Origin of the sequence: Mesorhizobium sp. M0898 (genome assembly GCF_040319695.1) — a bacterium.
GTDB lineage: Bacteria > Pseudomonadota > Alphaproteobacteria > Rhizobiales > Rhizobiaceae > Mesorhizobium.
In genome coordinates, this window is sequence record NZ_JAMYOE010000003.1 from 214066 (window position 1) to 233304 (window position 19239).

Genomic DNA, 19239 nt, shown 5'->3' on the forward strand with positions numbered 1-19239 from the left:
CTCACCGGATTAACGAGAAGCTAACGCCAACGGCGCCGAGCTCCGAGGCTTCCTCTTCGAGCTACCAGCGCGAGCCTGCGACCGGCTTGGCCGTGCTGCCCGCTGCCGGCACCTTCGCCGCCGTCACCGTCGCCTCGACATGGTCGACCAGCGCATCCGGCAAGCCGAGACGGCCGGCAAGCAGGTCGAGATAGCCGCGTTCGGCCCGCGTGTCCGGATCGATGGCAAGACGCGAGGCGGTGTAGAGTTCCAGCTTTTGCGCATCGGTCTTGGCCCCGGCGATCAGCACATCCAGATCGAGCGGCGCCTCCAGTTCCGACATCAGGAATTTCTCCGCTTCGGCGCCGACGCCGGCGAGGCTGAGCTTGCCGGCGATCTTCTGCCGCTCTTCGTCATCGACGTGACCGTCGGCCTTCGCCGCCGAGATCATCGCCCTGACCAGCGTCAGCGTGAATTCGTCTTCGCCCTGCGGCGCTTGCGACGGATGGAAGGCGGTATCGGCCGGCGGCGGCAGCAATTCCGGTTCGCCTGCAGCTTGCGTCTCGGCCGGCGCGTTGCCGTTCTTGTAGTTCTGGTAGGCCTTGTAGGCGAGGCCACCGATCGCAGCCAACCCACCAAGCTTCACCGCCGCACCGGTGACCTGGCGGCCGGGGCCGGTTCCGAGCAGCACCGCAGCCAGCGCACCGGCGGCAAGCGGATTGTCCTTGGCCATCTGCACCGCCTGCCCGGCCTTGTCGCGGACGGTTGATCCGGTGCCGGGAACTTGCGAGCCGAGCAGATCGTCGAGGAGCTTCTTGGGATCGAACATCAATGCCTCCAGAATTGGCCCGGCCAAAGGCGCGCGGGCAGGGTTTGCACGTCGAAGACCTAGGTCCCGCAGTTTGACATTACAATGACGCGGTGCATCCTTTTGCCCGCTGCCACGCATGACGTTGCACCGACATCTGCTGGGATTTCACGCGGAAATTATAGTGCTGCAGCCTCCATCCGCGTCAAAAAACGCGCGGCGCTGTGGACATCGGACGTGTCGAAACCAGCTTCGACTTCGAGTAATGTCTCGGCATGTCGCTTGAGAGGAGCCTGGCATGACCGATGAGACAGACCGCCAGCCGGCACGCGACCCCCAGGAACTGGAGCGCCTGTTGATTTCACGGCAATGGGTCGGAGACATTGACGCCATGGCCGCGCTTTTTGAGCCGCATGCAGTCATCGACATCGGTGGCGGACAGCTGACGTTCGGCCGCGAAGCCATCCGGGGGCTGTTCGCGGAGATCACCGCGACCGGCCGAAAATTTCAGTCCGGAGATCAGCGCCCGGCTATCATCAATGGCGACCTGGCGCTCACCTCGACCCGGCTTCCCGACGGCACCATCACCACCGAGGTCGCAGCGCCGGCAGAGCGACGGGACACGGCTGTGGGTCATCGATCGTTTTGCTGTTGCTTGACGTGAAGTTGCTTAACGTGAAGCTAACTTCCGATGTGGCGGTCGCCGCGTGCTTGCGCCAGCTCGACCTGGTGCTGGCGCTCGGCGTAGCGGGCGCGATCTTCGTCCGAGCGGGCATCGAAGCAATGCGGGCATGAAACGCCGGTGGCATATCTCGGCGACAGCCGATCTTCTGCGGCTAGCGGATGCCGACAGGCGCGGCAGAGTTCGGCCTCGCCTTCGACCAGCCCGTGCGATACCGAAACGCGCTCGTCGAAGACGAAGCATTCGCCTTGCCACAGGCTCTGTTCGGCGGGCACGTCCTCGAGATATTTCAGAATGCCGCCCTTGAGGTGGAACACATCCTTCAAACCGAGCGACTTCACATAGGCCGTCGCCTTCTCGCAGCGTATGCCGCCGGTGCAGAACATGGCGACCTTGCGCCCGTCGAGCTCGTGCCGATGCTGCTCGACCCAGGCCGGGAATTCGCGGAAGCTGCTGGTGGCGGGATCGACAGCGCCCTTGAAGGTGCCGAGCGACACCTCGTAGGCGTTGCGCGTGTCGATGACGATGGTACCCGTATCCGAGATCAGTGCATTCCAGTCGGCCGGCGCAACATAGGTGCCTGCACCTGCCGCCGGATCGATATTGTCCACGCCCATGGTGACGATCTCGCGCTTCAACCGCACCTTCATGCGGTGGAACGGCATCGTTGCGGCGCTGCTGTATTTGATCTCGAGGCCGGCGAGACCGTCGATGGATTCGAGATGATCGATGAGCGCGGCGATTGCCGTTTCACTGCCGGCGACCGTGCCGTTGATGCCCTCACGCGCCAACAGCAGCGTGCCTTTGATGCCGCGCGCACAGCAGAAGGCGGCGAGCGGCGCGCGCAGCGCCTCGAAGGTGTCGAGCCGGGCGAAGCGGTAAAGCGCGGCAACGCGGAAGGCTTGGCTGGACAGTGTCATCACCAAGCCACTAAACGCTCACGACAGCCGGATCAAGGCAGAGCCGGGAGCGGTCTGATCGCGGAAGGTTTCGAACACCACGCGTGACATCGCGACACGCCGCGTTTCGTGGACAGAAAAACCGCCTTCTGCTAACCGGTCGACTTGATCAACAGAGGAGAGACGACGAATGCCCAGCACGACCGAAAAGCTCCTGTCGCTCCTCAACGGCCAGCCGGTCATACCGGTGCTGAAGATCGCCAATCCCGCCGACGCGGTGCCGCTGGCCCGGGCGCTGGCCAGCGGTGGCCTGGCGGCGATCGAGATCACGCTGCGCACCGCCGACGCGCTGGAGGCGATCCGCCGGGTGGCGGGCGAGGTTGAAGACGCCGTCGTCGGCGCCGGCACCATACTGGACGCCCGGCAGTTCGGCGAGGCGGCGGCCGCCGGTTCGAAGTTCATCGTCAGCCCCGGCATCACCCGCGAGCTTCTCGCGGCAGCCAAGGACAGCGATGTGCCGTTGCTGCCCGGCGCCATTACGCCGGGAGAGGTCATGGCCGCCCGCGAAGCCGGCCTGCGCTTTCTGAAATTCTTCCCGGCCGAACAGTCGGGCGGCATCGCCTCGCTTAAGGCTTTCGCCTCGCCGCTTGCCGACGTGAAATTCTGCCCGACCGGCGGTATCACCGGCAAGAACGCCGCCGACTACCTCAGCCTGCCCAACGTCATCTGCGTCGGCGGTTCCTGGGTGGCGCCGGACGAGCTGGTCAAGGCCGGCAAATGGGACGAGATCGAAGCCTTGGCACGCGCTGCGAGCAAGCTCGGGCGATAACGTCTTCTGCATCAAAAGCCGCCGCCGATCTGGCCGATCCGGTTCGCCGGCTGGTTCCCGCTCATGGGCTCGAACCACGATTCACGCCTTCAAAGGGCGCTGTCCTACCATTAGACGAAGCGGGAGAATGCCGACCAGTGGTTAGCATCCCTGGATGAAGGAAGCCAGTGCCGGCGGTGGATGCCGCGCGGGGTGCCAGCGCAGCCTTTACGATATTTGCCCAGCGCGGCCTACTCGGTCTTGAAGCGGGCAACCGACATGAACTTGACGGCTTTGCCGGTAAACCGGTTTGCGTCGGCCATCTCGTTGCCCGGCTGGAAGCCTATCGTATAGACCTCGCTCGGTGCCGTACGGACGAAGTCGTAGGCGTAGCGCGGCGCCGTTGTCGCATCTGAAACGGTTGCGACATACTCACCGCTGTGCAGCGCCCACCGGGCGGCCTGCGGCGCGGCGGCGACCACCACCGGCTTGGGGCCGGGCTTCAGGTCGCGGGCGGTGGCCCTGGGTTCCTTGCGTGTGGTCTTCACGCCCGCTCCGATGACGGCCGCCGGATCGGAACCTGCCGGGCGGGCAACGATGGCCTCGCGCGGCGATGCCCCGTCGCTCGATGCCCCGTCGTCGCTCGCCGCCGGTTCCTCGAACACCGATGCTTGCTCGGAAAGCGACGCGACCTTGTATTCGTCGGTCGCGCTGACCCTTTCCAGAACGGCCTTGACCTCGTCGGGCTGGGAACTGTCGGGCCGCGCCGACGGCAACACCGAGAATGCGTCGGTGGCGGTGTTGCTCCGCTCGGCCGCACTCGCCAGCGCCAGCAACACTTGCTTGTCCTGCGGCGCAAGACTAGCAGGCGAAAGATCGGCCGGCAGCGAATGATCGGGCCGCCAGCTCGGCACGGGAACGTTGTTTGCCGCGACCTGCACCGGGCCGGCCGCAGCAGACGGGTCTGCTATGCCGAACGGAACATTTGCCGGCGCCACGCTTGCCGGCGCTTGCGCGGTCGCCACCGCCTGTTCAGTCGATCCAGCCGCATCCGCCACGCCGAACGGAACGTTCTCAGGCGGCTGGGCGCCGACGTCCGTCTTCGGGCGCGGAGCAAAATCCGGCAGCGGAATGCTGCGCGCCGGCAATGCCGCGATGATCGTCTCCGGCGTGTCATCCTCCGGTTCAGGCGCAGGCGCCGGAGCATCGGCGACTTCCGGAATCTCGGCGCGCTTGGCATCCTGAGGCGCGACGATGGCAATGCCAGGCAGGTTGCTGCTCTTGGCGGACGGCGCCGGCTTCACGTTACGGGGCTTTGGCGCCGGCTCGGCCATCGCCACGTCGGCGCTGTCGTCCGCCTCGTCGTCGCCACCGCCGAACAAGGCTGCCAGGAACCCGCGGGATTTTTTGCCGCCGCCGCTTGCGCTGGCCAGTTCGATGGCCGGTGCGCCGGCGCCCTTGCGGGCCTTGTAGGAGGCGAGCGCCTGTTGATAACCAGGCAGCGGCTTGCCGTCGCTCGGCACATGCAGCGTCTTGCCGTTGGGGAACACGCGCGCCAGTTCCTGGCGGCTGATGCCGGGCCAGTGGCGCACATTGCCGACATCCATATGCACGAAGGGCGAGCCGGAGCTGGGGTAGTAGCCGACGCCGCCGCCCTGCATCCTGAGGCCGACGTCGCGCAGCTTCTTCAGCGGCACGCCGGGAATATAGAAATCCATCGCCCTGCCGAGCATGTGCTGGCTTTTTTCGGCGACGCCCCTGCTGCGGCTGCGCAGCATCGAATTCGTGGCCGGCGAACGATAGCCGCAGACGACCTGTATGTAGTCGGTGGCGCCGCTCTCCCGATAGGCCTCCCAGACCAGGTCCAGCAGGCGCGGATCCATCTTAGTCGGCTCGTTGCGACGCCAGTCGCGCAGGATGATGTTGATCTTTCGCAAGCCCGCCTGGTCGTAGCGGCCGTTGCGCTTGTAGACAATCTCCGCCTTTTCATGCGTGTGGAGATGATAGAGCTTCAGCGAACGTGTCTCGGCGCTGGCGCCGGTTGCCGCCGCTGCAAGGAACCCGACGGCAACAATCACCGCTGCCAGCCATCTCGGCCAGACGCTCATGTGATAATGCCGCCCGTTTTCGTGTCGTTCGATTCTGTTCAAATCAAAAGGCCTTGCAGGCTGCCGTTTTGTCCCCGGATTTGACCAAACGGATGCGTGGTGTGTGCATCCGAATATCGATCCTAATGGTTAATCATCGCTTATTGAAGCCGAAATGCGGTAACACGGTGGCGATATCCCGCCAAAAATATTGCGCAGGATATCTTGGTAAACCGCTGGTTTAGATCATGTTTTGGCGCCAGCTCGAAACACGATCTGTTACCGTCCGCCTTAATACGTGAACACTGTGGCGAACACATCATTTCGAGGCGCAGTTGCGTGGAATGATGTCCGGATGAGAACCGGCTTGGCCCTGTGACTCAGGAAGCGAGCCGTTCGACGCGGCCGGTTTCCGGGTCGATGCCGTATTCCTTGAGCTTGCGGTAGAGCGTCGACCGGCCGATGCCGAGGCGGCGGGCGACTTCGCTCATCTGGCCGTTATAGTGATCGATGGCGAGCTTGATCATTTCGAGTTCGACGTCGGCCAGCGCACGCACATTGCCGCGCTCGTCGAGCGCCCGCAGCGTGCCGAAACGAGGCTTGGCTGGTGCATCGGCGTCGGCGGCTGCGATGCCGCCAGCGGCCGATATGTTGTCGCGCGGCTGGCTGCCCGAACCCACTCCGGAAGCTGGCCACCCTGGAGTTGGCCCCCCTGAAGCTGGCCACCCTGGAGCTGGCAAGGCGATACCCGAATCGAGATTGACCGTGCCCTCGACTTGCGCCCGGATCTGCGGGAATTCTTCTTCGGTCAGCATGTCGCCGTCGGCGAGCACCGAGGCCCGGAAGACGGCGTTTTCGAGCTGCCTTATGTTGCCCGGCCAGTCATAGGCCTGCAGCATGGCAAGCGCCGCAGCCGAGATGCCTCGCAGGCGGTGGCGCGGATCGGCGGGCGCCACCTTCTCCATGAAGTGCTCGACCAGATAGGGGATGTCGTCGCGACGGTCGCGCAATGGCGGCACGAAGATCGGATAGACGTTCAGCCGGTAGAACAGGTCCTCGCGGAACTTGCCGTCCTTGACCTGCTGCAGCAGGTTGCGATGGGTTGCCGAGATCAGCCTGATGTCGACCCTGACGGCCGAGCGCCCGCCAACCGGATCGACCTCGCCGTCCTGTACGGCGCGCAACAGCTTGACCTGCACGTCGAGCGGCAGGTCGCCGATTTCGTCAAGGAACAGCGTGCCGGTGTGCGCTTCGACGAACTTGCCGGTATGTTTTTCGGTGGCGCCGGTGAACGAGCCCTTCTCGTGCCCGAACAGGATCGATTCGACCAGATTGTCTGGGATGGCGCCGCAATTGACGGTGACGAAGGGTTTCGAGCGGCGGTCGCCGCTGCCCTGGACGGCGCGCGCCACCAGTTCCTTGCCGACGCCGGATTCACCTTCGATCAGGATCGGAATGTTGGACGCCGCCGCCTTGCGGCCGAGCCGGATCACCCGATCCATCGCCGGACTGTGGGTGATCATGTCCTTGAACGTCAGATGGCCGCCGCGCTGCCGTGACGAGCGCTTCACTTCGCCTTCGAGCGCTTCGACCTTGAGGGCGTTGCCGATCGACGCCTGCAGCCTGTCGGGAGAGGCCGGCTTGACGACGAAATCGAAGGCGCCGTGACGCATTGCCGAAACGACGGTTTCGATGCCGCCCTGCGCGGTCTGCACGATGACGGGAATGTGGATGCCGCGCTCGCGCATCGCCTTCAGCACGCCGATGCCATCGAGGCCCGGCATCATCAGGTCGAGGATGATCACCGACACGTCGCGCGCATTGGGTCCGTCGACGAGATCGAGACCGGCCTCGCCGCCATCGGCGACGATCGCGGTGTGGCCGAATTTCGTCACCGCCGCCTCGAGCAGCCTGCGCTGCACGGGATCGTCATCGACTATGAGTATGGAAGCTGCCATGACTGATCCGACCGTGCCCGCCCGAGAATGCGCCCTATGGATCATCTTGGCACAGGGTTCTAAATAAGCTTTCAAAAAACCCGGTGAATGAATTCCTTAGGATTTGACCGGCTTCTCGTTTCCTCGAATTTTTGTGTCTGGAAGGATCGGCAATGCGCATGGTTTTTGCTCGAAAGCTGGCGGCGGCGCCCGGTCAGGGCGTGGCGGAGCTTGGCGACCTGCCGGAATGGAATCTAGCCGATCTCTATTCGGGCATGGAGGCGCCCGAGTTGAAGCGCGACATCGCCAAGGCCGCCGCCGATGCCATCGCCTTCGAGAGCCGTTGGAAAGGCACGCTCGCCGCCGAGGCCGGGCGTGGCGGCGCCGGCAGGCTTGGCGAGGCGCTTCAGGTCTATGAAGTGCTGGAGGAGCTGATCGGCCGCATCGTCTCCTATGCCGGGCTTGTCTATGCCGGCAACACGTCGGATCCGCAGCGCGCCAAGCTCTATGGCGACATCCAGGAAAAGATGACCGATGCCAGCGCGCACCTGCTGTTTTTCGCGCTCGAGCTGAATCTCATCGACGATGGTGCGATCGAAATCGCACTCGCCGCCGATCCGGCCTTCGCCCATTACCGGCCCTGGGTGCTCGATCTGCGCAAGGATAAGCCCTATCAGCTCGAAGACCGCATAGAGCAGCTCTTCCATGAAAAATCGATCACCGGGCGCGGGGCCTGGAACCGCCTGTTCGACGAGACGATGACCGATTTGCGCTTCGACGTCGACGGCGAGGAGCTGACGCTGGAGCCGGCGCTCAATCGCCTCCAGGACGCAGACAGCGAGGTGCGCCGCCGGGCGTCCGAGGCGCTGGCCACGACCTTCCGCAAGAATTTGCGCGTCTTTACGCTGGTCACCAACACGCTGGCCAAGGACAAGGAGATCTCCGACCGCTGGCGCGGCTTCGAGGACAGTGCCGATTCCCGCCATCTCGCCAATCGCGTCGAACGCAGCGTGGTGGATGCGCTCGCCGCCGCGGTTCGCGACGCCTATCCACGCCTGTCGCATCGCTATTACGCGATGAAGGCGCGCTGGCTCGGCATGGAGGTGATGAACCACTGGGACCGCAATGCGCCATTGCCCGAGACCCCACAGGCGGTCATCGGCTGGGACGAGGCCAAGAACACCGTGCTTTCCGCCTACCAGCGCTTTTCGCCCGACATGGCGGAGATCGCCAGAACTTTCTTCGACCGCAACTGGATCGATGCACCGGTGAGACCCGGCAAGTCGCCTGGCGCCTTCGCCCATCCGACCGTGCCTTCGGCGCATCCCTATGTGCTGCTCAACTACATGGGCAAGCCGCGCGATGTGATGACGCTGGCGCACGAACTCGGCCACGGCGTGCACCAGGTGCTGGCCGGCGACCAGGGCGCCCTGATGGCATCCACGCCGCTGACGCTGGCCGAAACCGCATCGGTGTTTGGCGAAATGCTGACCTTCCGCTCGCTGCTCGAGCAGACCACCGACAAGCGCGAACGCAAGGCCATGCTCGCCCAGAAGGTCGAGGACATGATCAACACGGTCGTGCGCCAGATCGCCTTCTACGAGTTCGAGCGTAAGGTGCATGCCGAGCGCAGGAGCGGCGAACTGACCTCCGACAAGCTCGGCCAGTTCTGGTTGGAAGTGCAGGCGGAAAGCCTCGGGCCGGCGATCAAGCTGCGCGAAGGGTACGAGGTTTTCTGGACCTATATCCCGCACTTCATCCACTCGCCTTTCTACGTCTATGCCTACGCATTCGGCGATTGCCTGGTGAACTCGCTCTACGCGGTCTACCAGAACGCCGAGCGCGGCTTTCAGGAGAAATATTTTGCCATGCTGCGCGCCGGCGGCACCAAGCATCATTCCGAGCTTCTAGCGCCGTTCGGCCTCGACGCGGCCGACCCTGCCTTCTGGCAGATCGGGCTTGGCGTGATCAGCGGACTGATCGACGAGCTGGAAACACTGGACAAGTGATGCGCAACACTGGGCGATGCGCAACACCGGATGACCGGGTTTTCCAGAACAGTTTAGCAGCAACGCATATTGGCGATGGTCTATTCTTGTCTTGGTTATTTGTTCTTAAATAACTTTCCATGGAAGTTTTCCGTTAGATTCCCGTAAGCTGTATGATAGCGTCCGCCCTCAAGCTCAGCCGGGCACGAATGGATCCGGTCGGAAAATCCCGACCGGCCATGGCGTGTCGGCGGATGCGACAACGGTTGTTGGCCAGGGGCAAACCGGTCGCCGACAGCTCGATCGAAGCCGGCTGTTCTGCAAATTGCGGAACCACCATCGAATGGTCCTTCGCCGAGGTCATGGCTCTACAGGCCAGGGCGGACGGATCGGACTGGAGAGAGAAAGACAATGGGCACTTTTTTCTACATGCTCCTGGCGTTCCTGGTAGGTGTGTTGGTTGGCTGGTTCATTTGGGGACGCCTGCGTGGCGAACTCGACAGTTTGCGCGGCGATCTAGACCGCACGCGCAGCGAACGCGACAGATTGCGGGCCGATAGCGACCGTCTGACCGGTGAGTTGGATGCATGCGGCCGCGCCCGCGCCGATCTCGAACGCCGGCTGGGCGAGGCGAAAACCACCCAGGCGCCAACCGCGAAGGCGGCAACAGCTAAGGCGCCAGCCGCCAAGGCCGGTGCGACCAAGGCGGCGATGCAGGCGCCGTCAACGCTGATTTCGACATCCGCACCGGCCAAACCGGCGCCGAAGAAATCTGCAACGGCGAAGGCCGCAACCGCGCCACGCGCAAATGCCGCGAAAACGGCAACGCCGAAACCGCCTGCATCGAAAGCGAGCGCCGCGCCGACGACCGCGCCGGCGGCAAGCAAGGCTGCGCCATCTGCAAAGAAAGCCGCGACCGGCAAGGCAACAGCCACTGCCCCAGGCAACGCCAACGATCTGCGTCGCCTGATCGGCATCGGCCCGACCAACGAGCGGCTGCTCAAAGGGCTTGGGGTCACGACCTATGCCCAGATCGCCGCCTGGACGCCCGACGATGTCAAGCGGATCGAGGCGACGTTGAATTTCGACGGCCGCATCGAACGTGAACGCTGGATCGAGCAGGCGAAACTGCTTGCCGCCGGCGACGAAAAGGAATTTGCGCGCCGCTTCCCGACCGCGGGAGAAGCCAGCAACACCTGATCCATCGCAAGGCGGCATCTGGAACAAGGCGGCGCCCTCTGGCGCCGCTTTTGTTTTTGCCGCCGCGCCTTTGCGTCTTGGGACGCCGTTCCCTCGATTGCGCACGGTCGAGCCCCCATATAGATCGATCGCTGGTGACCGCAGCATCCGAGCCTTATGTCCCTGCCCCTGCCCTTTGCAATTTTCAGGAACGACGAGACCGCGCGGCAGCTCGTTTTCGACCGGCCGGCCGAGATAATCGCAGCGCATGGCGAGGCGGATTTTTTACCGGCGCTGGAAGCCGCGCAGGCTGCACATGACGGCGGCAAATGGCTGGCCGGTTATTTCTCCTACGAGGCCGGTTACCTGCTCGAACCCAAGCTCGTTCCGCTGCTGCCGGCCGGCCGCCGCGCCCCGCTTTTTTGCCTCGGCGTGTTCGATGCGCCGGTCGAGCAGACGGTCGCGCCAGGCGATCCGCCGGCCAGCAACGGCCCAATCTTCGACGCCAAGGCAGCCTGGTCTTCGGACGACTACGCCAAACGCTTTGCCAGGCTGCATGACCACATCCGCAAGGGCGACTGCTACCAGGGCAATCTGACCTTTCCGGTCCATGCGCAGTGGTCGGGCGACCCGCTGGTCGCCTTCAACGCGCTGACCGAACGCCAGCCGGTGAAGTATGGGGCGCTGGTCGCGCTCGGCGATCCGATCGTCTTGTCGCGTTCGCCCGAACTGTTCTTCGAGGTGGACGCGGAAGGCATGATCGAGACGCATCCGATGAAGGGCACCGCGCCGCGCGGCGCAACAAAAGCCGAGGACGATCGCCTGAAAGCGTTCTTGCGCAACGACGAGAAGAACCAGGCCGAGAACCGGATGATCGTCGATCTCCTGCGCAACGACATCTCACTGATCAGCGAGGTTGGCACGCTCGATGTGCCGGAGCTTTTCCGCATCGAGAGCTACCCGACCGTCCACCAGATGGTGAGCCGCGTGCGGGCGAAACTCTTGCCCGGCCTCGCCATCCATCAGATTTTCGCCGCGCTGTTCCCCTGCGGCTCGATTACCGGCGCACCGAAGATCCGCGCCATGGAGATCCTGCGCGAGCTGGAAAGTGGCCCGCGCGATGTCTATTGCGGCGCCATAGGCTGGATCGCGCCCGGCGGCCGGATGCGTTTTTCCGTGGCGATCCGCACCATCTCGCTCTTTGCCAATGGCGAGGCGGTCTACAATGTCGGCGGTGGCGTCGTCTTCGATTCGACAGCCGAAGAGGAGTACCAGGAGTGTCTGCTGAAAGCCCGTTTCGCGACAGGAACACTGCCGATTTCGAACTGATCGAAACAATGCGCTGGGAACCCGGATCGGGTTTCCTCCGTTTCGACCGCCATCTCGCGCGGCTTTACGGCTCGGCAAGCGAACTCGGTTTCGCCTGCGATCCGACAAGGGTCGGCGAAGCGCTGATGAATGCGGTCGGCCACCAACAGATCGCGTTGCGCACCCGCCTCGTCCTGTCGCGCAAGGGCGAAATGGCGGTGTCGGTGCAGCCCTACGAGCCGCTCGCCGCAGACAAGGTCTGGACCCTGCAGCTGGCGCGCGTGCGGCTTGATTCGAGCGATATGCTGCTGCGCCACAAGACCAGCCGCCGACAAACCTATACGCGCGCGCGCGCCGAATATCTCGCCGGGCGCGCCGACGAGGTGCTGCTCGCCAATGAGCGCGGCGAAATCTGCGAGGGCACGATCACTAATGTCTTTGCCGATTTCGGCGACGGCGTGCTGGCCACGCCGCGGCTCGATTGCGGCCTGCTGCCTGGCGTCCTGCGCGGCGAACTGCTGGATCAAGGCCGCGCCGGTGAAGCGGTCTACACGTGGAACGAACTGAAATCGGCCAAGGCGCTGTTCGTCGGCAACTCGCTGCGCGGATTGATCCCGGCGCGGCTGGGCTGAAGCATCTGGAGACAACAATGTTCGTGGTTTCGCTGAACTACAAGGTGCCGCTGACCGAGATCGACCGCCTGCAGCAAGCGCATGTCGAGTGGCTGAAGGCCTGCTATGCGCAAGGTATCTTTGTCGCCTCCGGGCCAAAGCGGCCAAGGACCGGCGGCATCATCATCGCGCGTGGTCCACGCGAAGTGCTCGAAGCCAGACTGGCGGACGATCCCTTCGCCAAGGCAGGTGCCGCCGATTACGAAATCACCGAATTCACGGCGAGAATGGCCGCCGCCGCACTGGAAGCCTACAAAGAGGCATGAGCTTCCGCCCGCCGACCCACACACCCTATGACGGCTCGTCGAAACTGTTCACCATCGGGCTGAAGCCGCTCAATCTCGATAGCTGGATCGAGGTCGACGAATATCTGCTGCCCTATCTTGCCGAGAAACGCCGGCTTTATGCGGAAATTCCCGGCAAGGTTTTTGTCGAGGAGCAAACAACGCGCGACGCTCAGCGCGAAGTGCTCGATCTGCTCGGTGCGCATCTGGCGGCGAACTTTCCTGAGACCCACAGGCGTACCGACAATGCGATCGAGGTGATCGGCGGCATCGACAATCTCGAGGGCTCAGGCACCTCAGCTTCTTTCAGCGATGCGCCGCTTGTCGCGGCCTCGTTGCTCGTCCAGGAGGATTTGATCCTGATGCGTCGCGACGAGAGCGGCTGGCGTCTGGCGGCCGGCTCGCTCTGCTTCCCGTCGTCATGGTCGCTGATCGAAAAATTCGGCAAGCCGCTGCAGCAGATCCACGCGCCGGTACCGGGTTTCGGCCCGGGCACACGCCCGGCCGATCTCATCAACCGCATGTTCGACGGCCTCCAGGGCCAAGCCGTCGAGCGCTACAACTGGTCGATCCAGGCGGGCGACGCACTCTACCACCCGCTCTCCAACCTCGAACGCGTCGACCGCGCCAGCAATCGCCCGTCGAGATTCCCGGATGGCGACATCGACGCCCATGCCTTTATCCGCGTCGAGCGGCAGACGCTGAGAAAGCTCCCCGTTTCGGGCGACGTACTCTTCACCATCCGCATCCATCTCGACCCGCTCGCCGTGCTGGAACGCCACCCCGACCGCGCGGCGCTCGCGGCGTCCTTGGCCGAACAACTTCTGGCGCTGGACGAGGCACAACTCGACTACAAGGGGATGACCGCCGACCGTGACCGGCTGGTGGAAACACTGAAAATGATCGCTGGGGGGAACAATGATCCAGCATCTTAGCAGGCCGGTCACGTTCATGGCCGCGATCCTGGTGCTGTCGACAGCAGCCGAGGCGGAGCCGGTGACTTATGCCGGCAAGCTTGGAAAGGCCGATATCGTCGTCGAATTCACCGGCGACCCCGCGGCGCCCGGCGGCCCGCTGGCCGGCCGCTATTTCTACCGCTCGAAGGGCGTTGACATCCCGCTGCAGGCCCGGTCTCAAAGGGGCAGCAAGTTCGAACTGGCCGAGGAGGAGGCATGCGGCGCCGACAATTGCGATGACGGAAAGGCCGCGCCGATTGCCGCTGTGTGGCGCCTGGCCTCATCCAGTAACGGCAAGACCCTTGAAGGCAGCTGGAACGGAAAGAAGGCGCTGCCGCTCAGATTGGAACGGGTCGCAAGTCGGCAAGTGACCGGGAACGAGCCCGGCACCCCGCTCGATCTCTACGATTTCAGCTTCATGAAGTTCTTCGCCAATGACACGCCGCTCACTATGGAAACGTCCCCTTATGACTATCTGCGGATGGACACTCAGCTCGATAACGGCAAGACGACTGGTTGGCCGGACGCAACCTACCGCTATGTCGTCGACCCCCGCACCAGGTTTGCCACGCCGCGCATTGTCGAACTGTCCGGCGACGTTCCGATCGAGGCCGCGAATGCTCTGCTGCAAGAGAGGCACTGGCGCGCAAACATCGGCGCACTGGGCTGCGTGGCGGCGCAATATGCCGGTTTCAACGACGGCGGGCCAATTGACGGTATGAACGGCGGCACGCTCGGCGGCTATGAGGACAGCACATTCGAAGTGACGTCGCTGACTCCGCGGCTGATGAGCTGGCGGGAGTCCGGCAGCATCTTCTGCGGCGGAGCGCATCCGACCAACTATTCGGACGCCTACATCATGGATGTGCGGCGCGGCGTCCTGCTTGGCCTTCAGGACATTTTCTCGGATACGGTGGATGGCAAGCCCGGTCCTTCCCTGGCCTCCTTCGTCAAGCAGCGGCGCAAGAAACCGATCGATCAGACCGATATCGATCACGAAGCCGAATGCGGCATTGACGATCTCATCGGCGAATATCTAGCGGTCAGCCTCTGGCGTGAGGGCGACAAGCAGGTTCTGGTTTTCGGGCTCCAGACCCTGCCGCATGCCATCCAGGCCTGCGCCGACGATCTGCTGGAACTGCCGGTCTCCGAGGCACGTGACCTCTTCAAGCCTGCATTCGCAAGACTGGTCGAGCCGTAGCCGGGATGGCGCGGCGTGAGGCCGGCCGTCCGCTTTTCGCTTTATTGTGACAATGATCTATGGTTTGTCGCGCCGCGGCCAAGCCGCTGTTCCGAAGCGTTTTTTGAGGGAGTAATCGATAAATGGCGAATGAAAACTGGCCCGTTTACGGTGAGATCACCGGCCCTGTAGTGATGATCGGCTTCGGCTCGATCGGACGGGGAACGCTGCCGCTGATCGAGCGCCATTTCAAATTCGACAAGTCGCGCATGACGGTCATCGACCCGCGCGACACCGACCGTAAATTGCTCGACGAGCGCGGCATCACTTTCATGCAGGATGCGGTGACCAAAAACAACTACAAGAAGCTGCTGACACCACTTTTGACCAATGGCGGCGGCCAGGGCTTTTGCGTCAACCTTTCGGTCGACACTTCCTCGCTTGAGCTGATGAAGCTCTGCCGCAAGCTTGGCGTCCTCTATATCGACACGGTGGTCGAACCCTGGCTCGGCTTTTATTTCGACGAGAAGGCCGACAACGCCTCACGCACCAACTATGCGCTGCGCGAGACCGTGCGTACTGAAATCGCGAAGAACCCGGGCGGCACCACGGCGATCTCGTGCTGCGGCGCCAATCCCGGCATGGTCTCGTGGTTCGTCAAGCAGGCACTGGTCAACCTCGCCACAGATCTTGGCCTCGACTTCTCGGAACCCGCGCAGCACGATCGCGAAGGCTGGGCCAGGCTGATGAAGAAGGCCGGCGTCAAGGGCATCCATATCGCCGAGCGCGACACCCAGCGCACCAAGAAGCCCAAGCCGATGAACGTGTTCTGGAACACCTGGTCGGTCGAAGGCTTCATTTCGGAAGGGCTGCAGCCGGCCGAGCTCGGCTGGGGCACGCATGAGGCGTGGATGCCGAAGAACGCCAAAAGCCACAAGAACGGTTCGAAGGCCGCGATCTATCTGGAGCAGCCCGGCGCCAATACACGCGTGCGCACATGGTGTCCGACGCCCGGCCCGCAATACGGTTTCCTGGTGACACACAACGAAGCGATCTCGATCGCCGATTTTTTCACCTTGCGCGGCAAGAAGGGCAAGGTGCAATACCGGCCGACCTGCCATTACGCCTATCATCCCTGCAACGACGCAGTGCTGTCGCTGCACGAGATGTTCGGTGTCGCCGGCAAGGCTCAGCCCGTGCATCACGTGCTCGACGAAAATGAACTGGTCGATGGCGTCGACGAACTCGGCGTGCTGCTCTACGGCCACGCCAAGAACGCCTACTGGTACGGCTCGCAGCTGTCGCTGGCCGAGGCGCGCAAGCTGGCGCCCTATCAGAATGCTACGGGCATGCAGGTCACGTCGGCGGTGCTGGCCGGCATGGTCTGGGCGCTGGAAAATCCCGAGGCCGGCATCGTCGAGGCCGACGAGATGGATTACAAGCGCTGCCTCGACGTGCAGGGCCCCTATCTCGGGCCGGTCAGGAGCTATTATACCGACTGGACACCGCTCGACAATCGGCCTGGTCTGTTTCCCGAGGATCTCGATACCAAAGACCCGTGGCAATTCCGCAACATCCTCGTTCGATAGCAGCGTTGCCTCGACACTCGGCCAGCTTGCAATCGCCCGGAAATCGGGCGATTGAAGAGGGGCGGCCTAGAGCCACGTGCGTCCATTTGGACGCACAAAGTACGCTCTAGCACTTTGAATGTGCGCATCGTGCTTTCCGAAAATCGGATCGATTTTCGGGCCGATGCGAGAGGAGAGGATCTTGAAGATGACGATTGCGCAAAGACTGCTTTCGGCTGGCATTGCCGCGGCCGCTACGGTCGCGTTGGCGGCCTGCACGACAACCGGCCCAGGCGAGCCGCCGGTGATCACGGCCAAGGGGGTTGAAGGCTCCTGGATCGACGCGCAGGGCACGGGCTTGTCCACCTTCAAGGGCGGCAGCTTCGCGACCGTCGCAACCGACACCGGCCAGAAGCTTGCCGATGGCAGCTACACCATGACCGGCGGCACCTCGGTCGAGATTCATGGCACTTCGCTGATCCGCCAGACGCCGATCAGCTTCAACTGCCTGATGGTCTCCACCAGCCAGCTCAATTGCACCAGCGCGAGCGGGCAGAATTTTGTGCTGACCAGGCGCACCTGAAATCCGATTCCGAATTTACTTTGCACAAGGGCGGCGGCTTCAAGCCGCCGTCTTCTTGCGCCGGCAAAGCTGATGCCGATTTCCGCTTGCATCGACTGAAACGCGATGTGAACATAGCCCAAGAGGGCTGTTACATCCCAGTCAAACAAGAGCGTTAAACGCCTCTGGTCAAGTTATCCGGGAGACGAGAATGAAGAAGATTGCTGCCATCGCCGCGCTGTCGGCATCGGCGCTTGGCCTGTCGGCAGGGGTATCCTTTGCCGACTACACGCTCAACATCCTGCACATCAACGACTGGCACAGCCGCATCGAGAGCAACAACAAGTACGAATCGACCTGCTCGGCCGAGGAGGAGACCAAGGGCGAATGCGTCGGCGGTGCCGCCCGCCTGGTCACCGCGATTGCGCAGGAGCGCAAGAAGCTGGAGGGCCAGAACGTGCTGCTGCTCAGCGCCGGCGACAATTTCCAGGGCTCGCTCTTCTACACGACCTACAAAGGCAAGACCGAAGGCGAATTCCTCAACCAGATGAAATTCGATGCCGAGGCTCTCGGCAACCATGAGTTCGACGATGGCGAGTCGGCGCTGGCGCCGTTTCTCGACATGATCCAGTTTCCGGTGCTCGGCGCCAATGTGAAGGCCAATGCGCAATCCAAGCTCGGCGACCGCGTCAAGCCGTCGATCGTGGTCGAGGTCGGCGGCCAGAAGATCGGGATCGTCGGAGCGGTCACCAACGACACGCCGGAGCTTGCCACCCCTGGCCCGAACATTGCCATTGAAGATGACGTCAAGTCGATCACCGCTGAGGTCGAGAAACTGAAGCGAGAGGGCGTCAACAAGATCATCGCGGTCACCCATATCGGCTACAAGCGCGAGCGCGACGTGATCGCCAAGATCCCGGGCATCGACGTGGTGGTCGGCGGCCACAGCCATTCGCTGCTGTCCAACACCGACCCCAAGGCGGAAGGCCCGTATCCGACGATGGTCGACAATCCGGACGGTTACAAAGTGCCGGTCGTGCAGGCGGCGTCCTATTCGAAATATCTCGGCGAGTTCAAGGTCGTGTTCGACGACAACGGCGTCGTCAAGGAGGCAAGCGGGGATCCCATCCATCTCGACAAATCGATCACGCCCGACCCCGCCGTGCTTGCCCGCATCAAGGAACTCGGCGCGCCGATCGAGGCCTTGAAGAACAAGGAAGTCGCCGAGACCACCAAGGCGATCGACGGCAGTCGCGAAAACTGCCGCGCCCGCGAATGCGAGATGGGCAATCTGGTCTCCGACGCCGTCCTCGACCGGGTCAAGGGCCAAGGTGTCGAGATCGTCATCTCGAATGGCGGCGGCTTGCGCGCCTCCATCGACCAGGGCACCGTCACCATGGGCGAGGTTCTCACCGTCCTGCCGTTTCAGAACACGCTGGCGACCTTCCAGATCTCCGGCAAGGATTTGGTTGCCGGCCTCGAAAGCGGCCTCAGCCAGGTCGAGGACGGCGCCGGGCGCTTCCCGCAGGTTGCCGGCCTGAAATATGCGTTCGACAAATCGGCGCCGCCTAACGGACGCGTCAAATCGGTCGAGGTCATGGAAGGCGGCGCCTGGACGCCGATTAAGCCGGACAAGGATTACCTGGTCGCCACCAACAACTATGTCCGCCAGGGCGGCGACGGCTACAAGGTGTTCGCCGAGAAGGCCAAGAACGCCTATGATTACGGCCCGGGGCTGGAACAGGTCGTCGCCGACTACCTAGGCGCGCACCGGCCCTATACGCCGAAGCTCGACGGCCGCATCACCGAGATCGCCGCGACCGTGGCCCCGGCCGCAGAACCTGCCAACCCTGCCGAACCGCCAAAACCTGCTGAGGCTGCGCCGGCAAAGCCAGTTGAGCCGGCAATGCCCGAAATGCCGGCCGGCTCCGGCGACATTTCCAAGACGCCGCCGGCCGTCCCGGCTGAAACAGCGCCGGCACCCGCACCCGCCGAGCCGGCCCAGCCGGCGGCACCTGCGGCTCCGGCCACACCGGCTCCGGTGACCCCTGCTCCGGCTGAGCCGGCACCGGCCGAAAGCAGCCATGTAATCGTCGCCGGCGATACCTATTGGGATCTCGCGGTGAAGGCTTATGGCGACGGCACCAAATGGAAAATAATCTCCGATGCCAACAATGCCTACGAGCCACGCCGCCTTCCGGTCGGCGCAACCTTGACGATCCCGGCGGCCTCAAAGTAATCCGGCCGCAGGAACGCAATGCACCCGCCCGGCAGACCGGGCGGGTGTTGCATTTCTGGGATAAGGTGCGGCCAGACGCAGCATTTGAAAACCGGCGCGGCATC

The 19239-nt window shown here is 63.4% G+C and carries 17 protein-coding genes and 1 tRNA gene; 12 read left to right on the top strand and 6 right to left on the bottom strand.

Features of this window, described 5'->3' with window-relative positions:
• Positions 1 to 61 precede the first annotated feature (61 nt).
• Positions 62 to 808 carry a tellurite resistance TerB family protein gene (locus NKH90_RS06275; RefSeq protein ID WP_352488764.1) on the bottom strand — a complete coding sequence of 249 codons (747 nt, stop codon included), beginning with the start codon at positions 806 to 808 and terminating at the stop codon, positions 62 to 64.
• Between the two features lie 277 nt (positions 809 to 1085).
• Here NKH90_RS06275 and NKH90_RS06280 point away from each other — a divergent pair, with 277 nt between their 5' ends.
• Complete coding sequence (locus NKH90_RS06280; protein ID WP_352818116.1) at positions 1086 to 1451, top strand: YybH family protein; 366 nt, start codon at positions 1086 to 1088, stop codon at positions 1449 to 1451.
• A gap of 17 nt (positions 1452 to 1468) precedes the next feature.
• Here the strand turns inward: NKH90_RS06280 and trhO are convergent, their stop codons facing one another.
• Both trhO and NKH90_RS06290 read right to left on the bottom strand, forming a co-directional pair.
• Positions 1469 to 2389, bottom strand: a complete 921-nt coding sequence (gene trhO / locus NKH90_RS06285) for an oxygen-dependent tRNA uridine(34) hydroxylase TrhO (RefSeq protein ID WP_352818119.1) — start codon at positions 2387 to 2389, stop codon at positions 1469 to 1471.
• 18 nt (positions 2390 to 2407) lie between these two features.
• Positions 2408 to 2569, bottom strand: a complete 162-nt coding sequence (locus NKH90_RS06290; RefSeq protein ID WP_352588071.1) for a hypothetical protein — start codon at positions 2567 to 2569, stop codon at positions 2408 to 2410.
• On the opposite strand from NKH90_RS06290, the gene NKH90_RS06295 reads away from it, so the two are divergent.
• The gene (locus NKH90_RS06295) at positions 2559 to 3197 is read left to right on the top strand and encodes a 2-dehydro-3-deoxy-phosphogluconate aldolase (RefSeq protein WP_352818122.1); all 639 of its coding nucleotides are present in this window, start codon (positions 2559 to 2561) and stop codon (positions 3195 to 3197) included. The genes NKH90_RS06290 and NKH90_RS06295 overlap by 11 nt on opposite strands.
• Before the next feature lie 51 nt (positions 3198 to 3248).
• Here the strand turns inward: NKH90_RS06295 and NKH90_RS06300 are convergent.
• The 3 genes from NKH90_RS06300 to NKH90_RS06310 form a co-directional block, all read right to left on the bottom strand.
• A tRNA-Gln gene (locus tag NKH90_RS06300) sits at positions 3249 to 3322 on the bottom strand.
• A 105-nt stretch (positions 3323 to 3427) separates the two neighbouring features.
• Positions 3428 to 5284, bottom strand: a complete 1857-nt coding sequence (mepK, locus tag NKH90_RS06305) for a peptidoglycan L,D-endopeptidase MepK (protein ID WP_352818125.1) — start codon at positions 5282 to 5284, stop codon at positions 3428 to 3430.
• Positions 5285 to 5643: 359 nt separating this feature from the next.
• Positions 5644 to 7221, bottom strand: coding sequence for a sigma-54-dependent transcriptional regulator (locus NKH90_RS06310; RefSeq protein ID WP_352818129.1), 1578 nt, complete (start codon positions 7219 to 7221; stop codon positions 5644 to 5646).
• Positions 7222 to 7373: 152 nt separating this feature from the next.
• On the opposite strand from NKH90_RS06310, the gene NKH90_RS06315 reads away from it, so the two are divergent.
• The 10 genes from NKH90_RS06315 to NKH90_RS06360 all read left to right on the top strand — a co-directional run bounded on the left by NKH90_RS06315 (position 7374) and on the right by NKH90_RS06360 (position 19135).
• The gene (locus tag NKH90_RS06315; RefSeq protein ID WP_352818132.1) at positions 7374 to 9209 is read left to right on the top strand and encodes a M3 family oligoendopeptidase; all 1836 of its coding nucleotides are present in this window, start codon (positions 7374 to 7376) and stop codon (positions 9207 to 9209) included.
• Between the two features lie 390 nt (positions 9210 to 9599).
• A complete protein-coding gene (locus NKH90_RS06320) occupies positions 9600 to 10388 on the top strand; it encodes a helix-hairpin-helix domain-containing protein (protein WP_352818135.1) in 789 nt (262 codons plus the stop codon).
• A 156-nt stretch (positions 10389 to 10544) separates the two neighbouring features.
• A complete protein-coding gene (locus tag NKH90_RS06325; protein WP_352539351.1) occupies positions 10545 to 11696 on the top strand; it encodes an aminodeoxychorismate synthase component I in 1152 nt (383 codons plus the stop codon).
• Complete coding sequence (locus NKH90_RS06330) at positions 11645 to 12307, top strand: aminotransferase class IV family protein (protein ID WP_352539352.1); 663 nt, start codon at positions 11645 to 11647, stop codon at positions 12305 to 12307. Before NKH90_RS06325 ends, NKH90_RS06330 begins: the two co-directional genes overlap by 52 nt.
• 17 nt (positions 12308 to 12324) lie before the next feature.
• Positions 12325 to 12612, top strand: a complete 288-nt coding sequence (locus NKH90_RS06335; protein ID WP_352469536.1) for a YciI family protein — start codon at positions 12325 to 12327, stop codon at positions 12610 to 12612.
• Positions 12609 to 13565 (top strand): heme-dependent oxidative N-demethylase family protein, encoded by a 957-nt coding sequence (locus NKH90_RS06340; protein WP_352539353.1) that lies wholly within the window; start codon positions 12609 to 12611, stop codon positions 13563 to 13565. Before NKH90_RS06335 ends, NKH90_RS06340 begins: the two co-directional genes overlap by 4 nt.
• A complete protein-coding gene (locus NKH90_RS06345; RefSeq protein WP_352818139.1) occupies positions 13549 to 14787 on the top strand; it encodes a hypothetical protein in 1239 nt (412 codons plus the stop codon). The genes NKH90_RS06340 and NKH90_RS06345 overlap by 17 nt, the downstream gene beginning before the upstream one ends.
• A gap of 122 nt (positions 14788 to 14909) precedes the next feature.
• Entirely contained in the window at positions 14910 to 16355 is a 1446-nt protein-coding gene (locus NKH90_RS06350) for a homospermidine synthase (protein ID WP_352742062.1), read from the top strand.
• 187 nt (positions 16356 to 16542) lie between these two features.
• Complete coding sequence (gene omp10 / locus NKH90_RS06355) at positions 16543 to 16917, top strand: outer membrane lipoprotein Omp10 (protein WP_023720183.1); 375 nt, start codon at positions 16543 to 16545, stop codon at positions 16915 to 16917.
• 190 nt (positions 16918 to 17107) lie between these two features.
• Positions 17108 to 19135 carry a 5'-nucleotidase C-terminal domain-containing protein gene (locus tag NKH90_RS06360; RefSeq protein ID WP_352767132.1) on the top strand — a complete coding sequence of 676 codons (2028 nt, stop codon included), beginning with the start codon at positions 17108 to 17110 and terminating at the stop codon, positions 19133 to 19135.
• Positions 19136 to 19239: the final 104 nt, after the last annotated feature.